Consider the following 13420-nt stretch of genomic DNA (forward strand, 5'->3'; position numbering starts at 1 on the left):
AGATAGATTTTCTGCGATCTGATCGCAGAGAGCAGCTGTTTTTCTCTTCTCATGAACTGCGGACACTGCATGCATGAGAAGCAAACTTTTCGTTCCCGGTACCCGTCCTGAACTGTTCGCCAAGGCACTGGCCAGTGCGGCGGATGCCATCTGCCTCGACCTGGAGGATGCGGTGTCCGAGCCACGCAAGGATGAGGCTCGCGAGACCGTGCGCCAGTTGTTGCTGGCCGGCGGCAATGCGGCCTCATCGCAAAAGACATTGATCGTTCGCGTCAACGCCATGGACACGCCGCACTTCGAGCGCGACGTGGCGGCGGTGGCGCAAACCGGCGTTCATCTGATCAACCTGCCCAAGCCGCAAAGCCCGGAGCATGTGCGCACAGCGGTCGAGGCCATCGAGCACGCTGAGCGAGCCAACGGAGTGCAGGCGCCCATCGGCCTGCTGCTGAATATCGAGACGCCCACCGCCCTGCGCACGGCATCGGAACTCGCGCTGGCGCATCCGCGCGTGTCGGGTCTGCAGCTGGGGCTGGGCGACCTCTTCGAGCCGCTGGGCATCGCTCGGCGCGAACCCTCGGCGATTCGCCAGGCGATGTTCGCTGTGCGCATCGCGGCCGGCGAAGCAGGTATGTATGCGTATGACGGCGCATTCGCGAACATCCGCGATGCCGAGGGCTACCGCGCCGAAGCCATGCTGGCACGTGACCTCGGTTTTCTGGGCAAGACCTGCATCCACCCGAGCCAGATCGCCATCGCCAACGAGGTGTTCCGCCCCACGGACGAAGAGATTGCGCACGCCTGCAAGGTGGTCGAGGCTGCGCGCGAGGCCGATGCCAACGGCATCGGTGCCTACGTGGTGGACGGAAAAATGATCGACATCCCTTTCGTGATTCGTGCGCGCGCCATCGTCGAGAGCGCACGTGGTCTGGGGCTGCTGCCGAACTGAGCTTCTCATCAATAAGAAACCGGAGACAAGAAAATGCATTTCCCTTCCATCCTTCGCCCGCGCGTGCTCGCCGTTGTTGCGGCAGCGGCGTTCGCTGGCGCGGCATTCGCCCAGGGCGCCTATCCCAGCAAGGCCATCACGATCGTGGTGCCCTACCCGGCCGGCGGTTCCAACGACACCTTCGCGCGCCAGGTGGCCAAGGAGCTGGGCGACCAGCTCAAGCAGCCGGTGATCATCGACAACCGCCCCGGTGCCAGCGGCAACACTGGCACGGCGCAGGTGGCGCGCGCCGCGCCCGACGGCTACACGCTGGTAGCGGTGTCGTCCAGCATGACGACAAACGCGGCCGTTCAATCGAAGATGCCCTTCGACCCGGTCAAGGGCCTCGCGCCGGTGGCCATGTTCGCCAAGGGCCCGTTCATCGTCGCGGTCAACAACGAGTTTCCCGCGAAGACGCCGGCCGAGCTGATCGCCGCCATCAAGGCCAAGCCGGGCCAGTACAACTACGCCTCGTCGGGCTCGGGCAGCGTGAACCAGTTCGGCACCGAGCTGCTCAAGGCCAAGGTGGGCGACCTGCAGATCGCGCACATCCCCTACAAGGGCATGGGTCCGGCCGTGACCGACCTGATCGGCAACCAGACGCAGTTGCTGATTTCGAGCGGCCCCTCGCTTCTGCCGATGGTGCGCGCCGGCAAGTTACGCGCCGTTGGCATCACGAGCCTGAAGACCAGCCCCGTCGCGCCCGATCTCACGCCGATGGCCACCGCGGTGCCAGGCTACGAATTCGAACTCTGGTGGGGCCTGCTGGCACCGGCAGGCACGCCGCCCGATGTGGTCGCAAAGCTGAACGGAGCCGTCAACCAGATCCTGGCCAGGCCCGAGATCACGGCCAACTTCCTGCGCGAAGGCGCCATCGCTACGCCGCTCACGCCGGTGCAATTCGGCACCGTGATCGCCGACGAGGTGGAGCGCTGGAAGAAGCTCGCGAAGCAACAGAACATCACAGCCGACTGAGGAAAGAAAGAAACCCCCATGAGCACTTCCGCCGCCCCCGACAACACAGGTCCGAGCGCACGCCGAGGCCCAGCCGGGCCGTTGAGCGGCCTGCGTGTGCTCGACCTGAGCGCCTACATCGCGGGTCCGTACGGTTGCTCGCTGCTGGCCGACCAGGGTGCGGAAGTCATCAAGATCGAGCCGCCTACCGGCGACAACCTGCGCAAGTACCCATCGACGCTGGAGGCCGAGAGCCGTGCGTTCATCGGCGTCAACCGCAGCAAGCTGGGTGTGGTGCTCGACCTCAAGAACCCGGAAGACCTCGCATCGCTGATGGCGCTGGTGCGCACTGCCGACGTGCTGGTGCATAACTTTCGCCCCAGCGTGCCGCCGCGGCTGGGCATTGCGTACGACCAGCTGAAAACGGTGAACCCGCGCCTCATCTACTGCGCAGTCACCGGCTATGGCGAGACCGGGCCGCTGCGCGAGAAGGCAGGCTACGACCAGGTGCTGCAGACCATGACCGGCATGTGCGCACTGCAGGGCAAGCGCGGCGAGCCACCCGAGATCATCTACGGCTCGGTGGTCGACTACTACGCGGCCGCACTGGTGGCTGCCGGCGTGGCCTCGGCGCTGTACGAGCGGGAGAAAAGCGGCGAAGGCCAGTTCGTCGGCGTGTCGCTGCTGCGCTCCGCGCTCACGATGCAGTCGGCCCGCATGGTGTGGGCCGAGGGCGAGCCGAAAGACGTGGGGCGCGACATGCGCTCGGGCGGCATCACGGGCCTTCACCCCACGCGCGAGGGCCACATCTACATCTCGGCCAACACGCCGCATTTCTGGCAGGCGCTGTGCGCGAAGGTCGACCTGCCGGAGCTGGCGACCGACGAACGCTACGACTCGGTCCGCAAGCGCGCGCAGCATGCCGCCGAGATCGTTCCAAAGCTGCGTGCCGCGCTGGCCGCGCGCACCGCGCTCGAATGGGAAGAACTGTTCGGCGAGGAAGTGCCCTGCGCGGCAGCACGCACCGTGGAAGACATGTTCGACAACGAACAGGTGCTGGCCGAGGACATGGTGGCGAACTTTGCGCACCCCACGCTGGGCTCGTACCGCGGTTTCACCCGGCCGGTGCGATTCGGCCGCACGCCGGGCCCCGAGCCCTTTGCCGCGCCGACGCTGGGGCAGCACACCGGGGTCGTGCTGGCCGCGCAGCGCTTGGACAAATAAGCCATGCCCACCGACATCACAGTGCCCCACAGCAGCGGCACTCGCAAGCCCACCAGCGCGGCACCCGAAGGCGCATGCGACGCTCACATGCATGTGTACGACCGACGCTTCGCGCTGCACGGGCCGCCCGACGCCATGCTCGATCACGCCACGGCCGACGACTATCGCCTGCTGCAGCAACGCATCGGCACGCAGCGCACGGTGATCGTGCAGCCGCGCGCCCATGGCACCGACAACGGCGTGACGCTGGCGGCCATTCAGGCGCTGGGCACCGAGCACACGCGCGGCGTGGCGGTGGTGCGGCCCGAGGTGAGCGATGCCGAACTCGAACGCCTGCACGCGGGTGGCATCCGCGGCATCCGGTTCACGCTGTACACGCCGGCGAATGCGGCGACGGACTTCTCCATGGTCGAGCCGCTGGCGCAGCGCGTGCATGCGCTCGGCTGGCATGTGCAATTGCACTGGAACGCCAACCAGATCGTCGAGCACGCGGCGCTGCTCGCGCGCCTGCCCTGCACGGTGGTCTTCGATCACCTCGCCCGCCTGCCGTTGCCTGATGCGCTAGCACACCCCGCGTTCGACGTCGTGCGCCGGCTGCTCGACAACGGCCGCACGTGGATCAAGCTGTCGGGCGCCTACCTGGATTCGCGTGTCGGTGCGGAAGGCGGCTATGCCGACACGACGGGCGTCGCACAAGCCTGGGTACGGCACGCACCCGACCACGTGGTGTGGGGCAGCGACTGGCCTCACCCGACCGAGCGCGCCGCCAAGCCCGACGACGCACAGCTGTTCGACCTGCTGGGCCAATGGATTCCCGACGAGGCCGCGCGCCGCCGCGCGCTCGTCGACAACCCGGCGCGGCTCTACGACTTTTCCTGAACTACAAACAAACTCCGAGACATTGGCATGAAGCAACCACAGAAGCGCCTTCTGAAATCCGTCGTAGCGCTGGCCGCCTGCGCCGCTCCCCTGCTGAGCTGGGCCGCCTGGCCCGACAAGCCCATCCGCATGGTGGTGCCATACGCCGCGGGCGGCGGCGCCGACAACACCGCGCGCATCGTGGCGCAGCAGATGAGCACAGCACTGGGCCAACAGATCGTCATCGACAACAAGCCGGGCGCGGGCGGCGTGATCGGTGCCGACAACGTGGCCAAGGCGGCCGGCGACGGCTACACCGTGCTCTACGACGCATCGGCGTTCTCGGTGAACCCGTCGCTGCGCAAGCTGCCCTTCGACGCGGCGAAAGATTTCATTCCGGTGTCGCTGGTGGCCACCGCGCCGCAGATCCTCGTCGTGCCGACCAGTGCGCCCTACAAGACCGTGGCGGAGTTCATCGACTTCGCGCGCAAGAACCCGGGCAAGCTGAGCTTTGCGTCGGCAGGTGGCGGCACCGGCTCGCACCTGGCGGGCGAAGCCCTGAACGAGCAGGCGAAGATCAACCTGATGCACGTGCCTTACAAAGGCGGCGCGCCCGCGCTGACCGACGTGATGGGCGAGCAGGTGTCGGCCTACTTCGGCAACGTGGCCTCGACGCTGGGCTACGTCAAGGGCGGCAAGCTGCGCGCGCTGGGCGTGAGCTCCATCAAGCGCGTGCCGGGGCTGCCAGACACACCGACGCTCGCCGAGTCGGGCCTGCCGGGCTACAACGTGGTCGAGTGGAACGGCGTGTTCCTGCCCAAGGGCACGCCGGCCGACATCGTGGAGAAACTCGGCAAGGCAGTGCAGGCAGCGGTCAACGACCCGACGGTGCGGCAGAAGCTACTGCAGCTCGGCCTGGAGCCGGCCGGCACCACGCCAGAGGCGTTCGCGAAGTTCGTGCAGGACGAGACGGGAAGAGTGAGCGCGCTGGTGAAGGCGCGCAACATCAGGGTCGATTGATCCTGCACTCGACGGGGTGTGAAACGTAGTGTGTGGGCTTCTCCCCGCAGATACAGAGGCATACGCGTTTCGCGCCACGACAGGGTGGTCCAACGAAGAATCGGCTCCGTTCACAGACGAACGCCCGTCATTCTTCCGAAGGAACCACCATGCGCTTTCGCTCTTCCACCCTCTTCTTCGCCGTCGCCATCGCGGCCTCTGCGGCGGCCCTCACGCTGACCTTTGCCGCACCATCGCCGCTCGGCGGCGACATTCCTGCCGGCGAGGCAGTGCCCGCGCCTGAATTCCAAAACATCGACACCTGGCTCAACTCGCAGCCACTGAAGCTCAGTGAGCTGCGCGGCAAGGTCGTGCTGGTCGACTTCTGGACCTACACCTGCATCAACTGCCTCAACCACCTGCCCTACGTGAAGGACTGGAACGAGAAGTACAAGGACAAGGGCCTGGTCGTCGTCGGCGTGCACACGCCGGAGTTCGCGTACGAGAAATCGACAAAGAACGTGAAGGATGCGATCCAGCGGCTGCAGATCAGGCATGCGGTGGCGCAGGACAACAGCTACGGCACCTGGAAGGCCTTCAAGAACCAGTACTGGCCCGCCGTGTACCTGATCGACAAGCAGGGGAAGATCGTCTATTCGCACTTCGGCGAAGGCAGCTACGGCACTACGGAGAAGAAGATTCAGGCGCTGCTGGCTGAGCCTTCGCCGGTGGGATCTTGAGAGCTTTGTTCAGGGCACGATCACGCCGACGGCGTGCTCTGCTCCGCGAATGTCCCCCGGCCTTCGGCCTCCTCCTTTATTTCGCTGCGCAGAGCACACCATCGACGTGATCGATGGACGCAGCGTTTGATCGGCCCGCACAAGCGCTGCGTCCATGTGCGAATGGCACCGGGTGCTCCCCGCAGCGAAATAAAGGAGGAGCCGAAGGCGGGGGACATTCGCGGAGGGGAGTACCCGGTGTCATTCGCACGCACCCCGAACACGCCCCCCGAAAACACAACCCACGCTGGAACAAAAAAATGAAGAAGCTCTGGCTCGCCCTCCTCTTCCTTGCAGGCGGCTTCACGCACGAAATACGCAACCCGGTGAGCTGCCAGTGCATCACAGCACGATTCAGTCCAACGCCTCGACCGTCGAAGAAAAAACGTAGCCCTCGCTGCGCACCGTCTTGATGAAGCGCGGCTCGCGCGCATCGTCCCGCAGACGCTGGCGCAGCCGGCTCACGAGCAGGTCTATCGAGCGCTCGAAGAGCTCGGCCTCGCGCCCCTGCGTGAGACTCAGCAGCTGGTCGCGGCTCAGCACCTTCTGCGGATGGTCGAGGAACACGCGCAGCAGCCGGTACTCCGCGCCACTGAGCGCCACCATCACCCCGCTGTCGTCAATCAGATGGCGCGCAGTGGTGTCGACCTGCCACTCGCCGAACGCCAGCTTCGAGGCCGATTCGGTCGAGCGCATGTTCGGCGGCAGCATGCGCGTGCGGCGCAGCACCGATCGCATGCGCGCCAGCAGCTCGCGGGCGGAGAACGGCTTGGCCAGATAGTCGTCTGCGCCCATCTCCAGACCGAGGATGCGGTCCGCCTCCTCGCTGCGCGCAGTGAGCATGAGGATCGGCGTCGCCTTGTACTTGCCCGTGCGCAAGTCGCGGCACAGCGTGAGCCCGTCTTCGCCCGGCAGCATCAAGTCGAGAATGATGAGATCGAACGGCCCCGACTCCTCCAGCGCCGCGCGCATGTGCCGCCCCGTGGGCACCGCGACCACGCGCAGGCCGTTCTTGACCAGGTAGGTGGTGAGCAGCTCGCGGATTTCCCGGTCGTCGTCGACGATGAGGATGTGGTCGGAAGTCTTCGAGGTCGTCATGCAGGTGGCCGGTACGTCGGAAGCCGCAATGTAGCCCGGCTGCGGGCCGGGACAAGCGGGTTTGTATTCCTGTGTATCCGGCGCCCCGGCCAGCCACACTACGTTGCCGACGCGAGCCTCCACACCGCATCGGCAAACACTTGCGGCGTCTCCTGCGGCACGTTGTGTCCCGCGTTCACGACCAGGTGCGTGCGCGGCCCGGTGAACTTGGCGGCGTAGGCCTTGCCATCGGTGGCAGGCACGACGCCGTCGGAGTCGCCATCCATCGTGATCGTGGGCACCTTGATCGTCGGGAACGCGGCCAGGCGCTTCTCGTATTCCTCGTACTGCGCAAAGCTGTCCGCAAGGCCGAGGCGCCAGCGGTAGTTGTGAATGACGATCTGCACGTAATCGGGGTTGTCGAACGACGCGGCGGTTCGCTCGAAGGTGGCGTCGTCATACGCCCACTTCGGCGAATTCGTGGTCCACAGGATGCGCGCGATGTCGCGCCGGTTCGCTTCCAGGCCGAGGCGGCCGCGCTCGGTAGCGAAGTAGTACTGATACCACCAGCCCAGCTCGACCTTCGCAGGCAGCGGCAGCCTGTTGCCGGGACGGTTGGTCATGATGTAGCCGTTGACCGAAAGCAGCCCGATGCAGCGCTCGGGCCAGAGCGCCGCGATGATGCAACCGGTGCGCGCGCCCCAGTCGTAGCCGACGATGACGGCGCGGTCGATCTTGAGAGCGTCGAGCAGCGCGATCTGGTCGAGCGCCACTGCCGCCTGCTGCGCGGAGCGCGGGTTGGCGCTGTCGAGAAAGCGCGTGGTGCCGTGGCCGCGCAGGTGCGGCACGATCACGCGGCAGCCACGGGCCGCGAGCAGCGGCGCGACCTCGGCATAGCTGTGGATGTCGTAGGGGTAGCCGTGCATCAACAGCACGGGAATGCCGTCGGCAGGGCCGGCTTCGTAGTAGCCGACGTCGAGCTCGCCAGCCTTGATCTGGCGGATGGGCTCCAGCTTGCGCGGCCTGGTGGCGGGCACGGCATCTGCCGCGTGGGCGGTGCTGCTCATGAATGCCAGCTCGACGGCCGCGAGGCTGGCGGCGGCACCGCCCAGCAGGAAGCGGCGTTGACGGTTGACGGGTTCTTCGGACATGGGATGTTCCTTCGTTTGTGTTGGCGACGGAACGATTGAATGCGCCGGATGTATGCGGCATGTGTCATGCCAGGGGTGTTCTTGTATGGCCGTGTGTACGGGCTGCACCCGATACACGGCCATACAAAGCCGAGGCTGCGGCGGCACCTGGGCCGGGTAGGTAATGTTGTATGTCCTGTTCGCCGCCCAACACACTGCAATACAAAGAAGTGATCTGCAGCATGACCCCGGGTCTATAAACCAGCCCATGCCTACATCCGCAAGCCTCCCCGCACCCCTCGCCCTGGCCAACCCCGCAGGCCTGCGCCGGCTGCTGCCGCGCTCGCTGTTCTCGCGCGTGACGCTGATCATCGTCATCGGTCTGGCCATCGCGCAGCTGCTGACCTTCACGGCGATCCGCTACGAACGCGGCATCGCGATGCGCGAGCTGATGATGATCGGCATCGAGCGCGACATCGCGAGCTCGGTCGCCATCCTCGACCGGCTGCCGGCCGCAGAGCGCGAAAGCTGGCTCGCGCGGCTGGAGCGGCGCAACTACCGCTTCGTGCTGGGCGGCAGCGCGCAGGGCACGCCGCCCGACACGCCGATGGTGCAGCAGTTCGCCACAGCCATCGTCGATGCGATGCGCCCGTTCGAGATCGTCAAGGTCGGCCAGGTGAACAGCCCGTCGCAAAGCTTGCAGATCCAGGTGCGGCTGTCGGACGGTTCTTCCGTGGTCGTGCATGCACGGCGCGTGGACATGCCGGTGTCGAGCTGGGTGATGTGGCTGCTGTGGATACAACTGCTGGTGCTGGCCGTGTGCGCCTGGTATGCGGTGCGGCTGGTCACGCGGCCGCTGGCGCAACTGGCCGATGCGGCCGACGAACTGGGGCCGGACCTGAAGGGGCAACAGCTGCCCGAAGAAGGCCCGACCGAGGTGAAGCACGCGGCGCGCGCATTCAACGCAATGCAGAAGCGCATCGCGGGCTACATGGCCGAGCGCGTGGAGATCCTCGCAGCCATCTCGCACGACCTGCAGACGCCCATCACCCGCATGCGGCTGCGCACCGACCTGATGGACAGCGACCAGGACCGCGACAAGTTCCGCCAAGACCTTGACGCGATGCACGCCCTGGTGCGCGAAGGCGTGACCTACGCGCGCACGCTGCACGGCGCCACCGAACCACCGTGCCGCATCGACGCCGATGCGCTGTTCGAGAGCATGGTGGCCGACTACGAGGATTCGGGCGAGCAGGTGCTGCTCGAAGGCCGCACGGGCGAGCCCATCGTGACGCGGCCGAATGCGCTGCGTCGAATCTTGACGAACCTGATCGACAACGCGCTGAAGTTCGGCACCGACGTGCGCCTGCAGGTGCATGCCGAGGCCGACTGGCTGGTACTGGCCGTAGTCGACAACGGACCGGGCATTCCGCCCGACCAGCTGGAGAACGTGCTCAAACCCTTCTACCGTGTGGAGGGATCGCGCAACCGCAATACCGGCGGCACCGGGCTGGGCCTGGCCATCGCTCATCAACTGGCGATGGCGATGGGCGCGGAGCTGGTGCTGCGCAACCGCCCCGAAGGCGGGCTGGAAGCCCGACTGACCATGAGCACGCGCGCCGCGCCGCCGAACTGAGCCGCGCGCTCATCCCTCCATTGACCAGACCCCGACCATGCTCCTCCTCATCGTTGCCTACCTGGGTGGTGTGCTCACCATCCTGAGCCCGTGCATCCTGCCCGTGCTCCCGTTCGTGTTTGCGCGCGCCGACCGGCCGTTTCGCTCGCATGGCCTGCCAATGCTGCTGGGCATGGCGCTGGCGTTTTCGGCCATCGCCACGCTGGCGGCGGTGGGTGGTGGCTGGGTCGTGGCGCTCAACGAATACGGGCGCAGTGCGGCGATTGCGCTACTGGCGGTGTTCGGCGTGACGCTGCTGTTTCCATCGGTGGCCGACCGCCTGAGCCGGCCGCTGGTGGCGCTCGGCTTGCGGTTGTCGGGGCCCGCCTCTGGGAAGGCGTCGGTGTTTTCGCCGCTGCTGCTGGGGGTTGGCACGGGGCTGCTGTGGGCGCCGTGCGCGGGGCCAATCCTCGGGCTGATCCTGACTGGCGCCGCGCTCAACGGCGCGAGCATCGGTACGTCGTTGCTGCTGCTGGCCTATGCGGCCGGTGCTTGCACCTCGCTGGCGGCCGCGCTGCTCTTTGGCGGGCGGCTGTTCTCGGCGATGAAGGGGTCGCTGCGCACCGGTGAATGGATGCGGCGCGTAGCCGGCGTAGCCGTTCTCGCGGGTGTCGGCGCCATCGCGCTGGGGCTGGACACCGGGCTGCTCAGCCGTCTCTCGGTAGGCACGACTTCGGCGCTGGAGAAAGCACTTGTGGAGAAGATCGACATGCCCATGCCGTCGCCGCAACCGCAGGCTTCCATCGACTCGGGCGGCCTGGTGCGGACGTCGACTCAACCGGAGCCGAAGAAGCCCGCATTGACGCTGCCCGACGAAGGCAGCCTTCCTTCGCTGGCCGGCGCCACCGAATGGATCAACTCCGCACTGCTGACGCCCGAGGGCCTGCGAGGCAAGGTGGTGCTGGTCGACTTCTGGACCTACTCGTGCATCAATTGCCTGCGCACCCTGCCCTACGTTCGCGCATGGGCCGAGAAGTACAAGGACGCGGGGCTGGTGGTCGTCGGCGTGCACACGCCGGAGTTCGCGTTCGAGAAGCTGCCGGCCAACGTGCGCCGCGCGACGAAGGACCTGGGCATCGGCTTCCCGGTGGCCGTCGACAGCAACTACGCGATCTGGCGCGCCTTCGGCAACCAGTACTGGCCGGCGTTCTATGTCGTCGATGCGCAGGGGCGCATCAGGCATCACCAGTTCGGCGAGGGGCAGTACGCGAAGTCGGAGCAGGTCATCCAGCAGCTGCTGGCGGAAGCCGGGCGGCCGGTTGTATCGGCCGACGTGGTCTCGCCGGAAGGCCAGGGCACGCAGGCCGCGCCGGCTTCATCACCGGCCTTGTCGGGCGAGACCTACCTGGGCTACGAACGGGCGCACAGCTTTGCTTCGCCCGGTGGCATCGCGAAGGATCGCGCGCGGGTCTATCCCGCTGCTTCGTCGCTGCGTGTCAACCAATGGGCGCTGAGCGGCGAATGGACGGTGGGGAGCGAACGCGCGGTGCTGGTGCGCGCCAACGGGCGCGTTGCCTATCGCTTCCATGCACGCGACCTGCACCTGGTGCTCGGCCCGTCAGCCGATGGCAAGCCCGTGCGCTTCAAAGTGCTGATCGATGGCAAGCCACCACTTGCGGACCACGGCACAGATACCGATGCGCAGGGCAACGGCACCATCGACGGACAACGGCTGTACCAACTGGTGCGTCAGACGGTGAACGAAAAAGACCGCCTGTTCGAAATCGAATTTCTCGACGCGGGCGCGCAGGCCTACGTGTTCACCTTCGGCTGATCGCCCCGGTGCCCTGCCCCTTACAGGTGCTGAGCTACGAGCACCACGGCCCCGGCGATAGAGATGGCGCCGCCGACGAACTTCCTGAATGCCTTCATGGCGTTGTTCTCCTTCAGTGAAGCTCTATGGTGCCGCGCGGCGGGGTGTTCGTGAGTTGGGAATCCTCATGCGCGGGATAGAAAACCCCAACCCGCAAGAGCAGCATCTACGCCTTGGTACCCGGCAAGGAGAGCCGCTCCCTCGCGAACTGGCTGGCCCGAAGCCGCACGCGCTGCAATGCGGCCTCCAGCGTGGGCTGCTGCATGAATACGACCACTCCCCGCCTGAGCCCACGAAGGCTCAACTCGGCAACGCCCGCGTAACGGCCGCTGGTGGTCTGTTTGATATCGATGCGGCTCGACCAGCCATCGGGCAGGTTGACGAGGAGTTGTAGTTGCGGTTGCTGCTGGACGTTCATGTTGAGGCTGAGGATAGGCCTCGAACCCGCAGCGCCCAAGGAACTAGTTCCTTCGCATTAGCAATACTTCAAGATTGTCATCAGGGGGATATCTGGCGTGCCCCTCATCCTTAATGTCTCCCAGATTGGTCGCGATCATTGGCTTGCCCGCCTCCCTCCGGCGGGCTCCTCCCTCCGACCCCATGCGCAAGAACGGGGTCCTTCAGCTCGCCTTTGTGCGAGCTTTTTTTTGCCCGCACCGTCATTCGCCACCGCGCAAGCGATAGACGGCCCGACTTGCATCTTGTGTGACGCAAACTTACATTTACGCAAGAGGAGGCCACACAAGCCCGTCGGGCGACATAAGAGGTGGCAATGCAAAGCCATGCCGATCGTCTTCAATCCAGGCCCGCCTCCACGCTTCGAAGTCAGGGGCAGGAACGACTTTCAACAAAATACGACGCTGTTCGTCGACCGATCGACCTCCTGGCTGCAACGAGCCATGTACCCTCTGGGCGGCTATAACCCGCTGGGGTTGATCGAACAGAGGTATCTGGCTGGTGTGCCTCACATAGGCACGACGTCAAAGACGGGGGTCTCGGTCCCCGGCCAGAACACCATGCGGGCGCATCATGTGGCCGACCATGTGATCCAGCAGTGTGTTTGCGAGTACCTGAACAGGCAGATAACCCTTGGACGATTCGTCGACCGGATCGGCACGCTCTATCTGACGAGCTGGGTCGACGTGATAGTTACCCCACGGCTCTTCGTGATCTGGGCGCAATGGGTCAGTGCGCTGGCAAAGGTGCTGGCGGTCGTCGCGGCTCAAGCAGCAGGACTGCCACAAACCAGGCAGCTGGCATACGGGAATTCATTGGCCTTGGGACTTTCCAATTCCGTGGCGAACGTGCGAATGGGGCACCCGCTGACCGACAACGCGCTCTGGCACGGCATTGCTCCACGACTTCAACGAGGCCAGTACGACCTGCTGGGCTACTTTTTCGGCTGGTTGGGCAATCACGACTTCACCAAGCCCACCTTGTCAGTCGAGACATCGCTGGTTGCTGACGTCTGGGAAGACTATTTCACGAATAAGCCCTTGTTTTTCCAGAACAAGAACCGGGTCGTCGTGGGCAAAGTCTTCGTTGGTCCTGCGAATCGACCCAACGCCATCTTCATATCCGAGGAAGATCCGGTCAGGCCGCACAAAGTCGCGCACCGAAGCCTCCCCCAGTACTACCCCGGCGCCAGAGGAGTCAGAGGCTATGTGATCAGGGCAAGCAGAGCGAGCTTCCACGCGACTGCCGTGGTTGCGACCTTGTGCGCAATCGGATACGCCGGCAAGGAGTTGGTTTGGCCGAAGGAAGGTCCCAAGAAGCCGCCTTAGTCGCAGCACCAGAAGTTGGTCGGCAGTCCAACTACTCTGGACTGATGCCGTCTATTTCTGGTTGGCTCTATCAAAGAAAAACGGGTTACGCCTTGTGAGCGTAACCCGTCGTTCTATCTACTGATTTTGGTCGGTGTGAAAG

12 protein-coding genes are annotated in these 13420 nt (G+C 65.4%); 9 read left to right on the forward strand and 3 right to left on the reverse strand.

What is annotated here, in order from left to right; all coding sequences use genetic code 11:
* The first annotated feature begins 73 nt into the window (after positions 1-73).
* The 6 genes from ACSFBF_RS08030 (at position 74) to ACSFBF_RS08055 (ending at position 5760) form a co-directional block, all read left to right on the forward strand.
* Positions 74-946 carry an HpcH/HpaI aldolase/citrate lyase family protein gene (locus ACSFBF_RS08030; RefSeq protein ID WP_435465771.1) on the forward strand — a complete coding sequence of 291 codons (873 nt, stop codon included), beginning with the start codon at positions 74-76 and terminating at the stop codon, positions 944-946.
* 33 nt (positions 947-979) lie between these two features.
* A complete protein-coding gene (locus tag ACSFBF_RS08035; RefSeq protein WP_435465772.1) occupies positions 980-1960 on the forward strand; it encodes a tripartite tricarboxylate transporter substrate binding protein in 981 nt (326 codons plus the stop codon).
* An 18-nt stretch (positions 1961-1978) separates the two neighbouring features.
* Positions 1979-3163 carry a CoA transferase gene (locus ACSFBF_RS08040; protein ID WP_435465773.1) on the forward strand — a complete coding sequence of 395 codons (1185 nt, stop codon included), beginning with the start codon at positions 1979-1981 and terminating at the stop codon, positions 3161-3163.
* A 3-nt stretch (positions 3164-3166) separates the two neighbouring features.
* Positions 3167-4042, forward strand: coding sequence for an amidohydrolase family protein (locus tag ACSFBF_RS08045; RefSeq protein WP_435465774.1), 876 nt, complete (start codon positions 3167-3169; stop codon positions 4040-4042).
* A 27-nt stretch (positions 4043-4069) separates the two neighbouring features.
* A complete protein-coding gene (locus tag ACSFBF_RS08050; protein WP_435465775.1) occupies positions 4070-5041 on the forward strand; it encodes a tripartite tricarboxylate transporter substrate binding protein in 972 nt (323 codons plus the stop codon).
* Positions 5042-5190: 149 nt separating this feature from the next.
* A complete protein-coding gene (locus ACSFBF_RS08055) occupies positions 5191-5760 on the forward strand; it encodes a thioredoxin family protein (protein ID WP_435465776.1) in 570 nt (189 codons plus the stop codon).
* A 393-nt stretch (positions 5761-6153) separates the two neighbouring features.
* Here ACSFBF_RS08055 and ACSFBF_RS08060 read toward each other — a convergent pair whose 3' ends face one another.
* Both ACSFBF_RS08060 and ACSFBF_RS08065 read right to left on the reverse strand, forming a co-directional pair.
* Positions 6154-6897 carry a response regulator gene (locus tag ACSFBF_RS08060; protein WP_258350011.1) on the reverse strand — a complete coding sequence of 248 codons (744 nt, stop codon included), beginning with the start codon at positions 6895-6897 and terminating at the stop codon, positions 6154-6156.
* 98 nt (positions 6898-6995) lie between these two features.
* Positions 6996-8027 (reverse strand): alpha/beta fold hydrolase, encoded by a 1032-nt coding sequence (locus ACSFBF_RS08065; RefSeq protein ID WP_435465777.1) that lies wholly within the window; start codon positions 8025-8027, stop codon positions 6996-6998.
* Positions 8028-8274: 247 nt separating this feature from the next.
* On the opposite strand from ACSFBF_RS08065, the gene ACSFBF_RS08070 reads away from it, so the two are divergent.
* Positions 8275-9642: an ATP-binding protein gene (locus ACSFBF_RS08070; protein WP_435465778.1), complete on the forward strand. Its 1368-nt coding sequence runs from the start codon at positions 8275-8277 to the stop codon at positions 9640-9642.
* Positions 9643-9679: 37 nt separating this feature from the next.
* Positions 9680-11455 (forward strand): cytochrome c biogenesis protein DipZ, encoded by a 1776-nt coding sequence (locus ACSFBF_RS08075; RefSeq protein WP_435465779.1) that lies wholly within the window; start codon positions 9680-9682, stop codon positions 11453-11455.
* Between the two features lie 205 nt (positions 11456-11660).
* Here ACSFBF_RS08075 and ACSFBF_RS08080 read toward each other — a convergent pair whose 3' ends face one another.
* Positions 11661-11912, reverse strand: coding sequence for a hypothetical protein (locus tag ACSFBF_RS08080; RefSeq protein WP_435465780.1), 252 nt, complete (start codon positions 11910-11912; stop codon positions 11661-11663).
* Between the two features lie 364 nt (positions 11913-12276).
* On the opposite strand from ACSFBF_RS08080, the gene ACSFBF_RS08085 reads away from it, so the two are divergent.
* Entirely contained in the window at positions 12277-13278 is a 1002-nt protein-coding gene (locus ACSFBF_RS08085; protein WP_435465781.1) for a hypothetical protein, read from the forward strand.
* Positions 13279-13420: the final 142 nt, after the last annotated feature.

The sequence above is a fragment of the Variovorax nivicola genome (assembly GCF_051216475.1).
Classification (GTDB): Bacteria; Pseudomonadota; Gammaproteobacteria; order Burkholderiales; family Burkholderiaceae_C; genus Variovorax.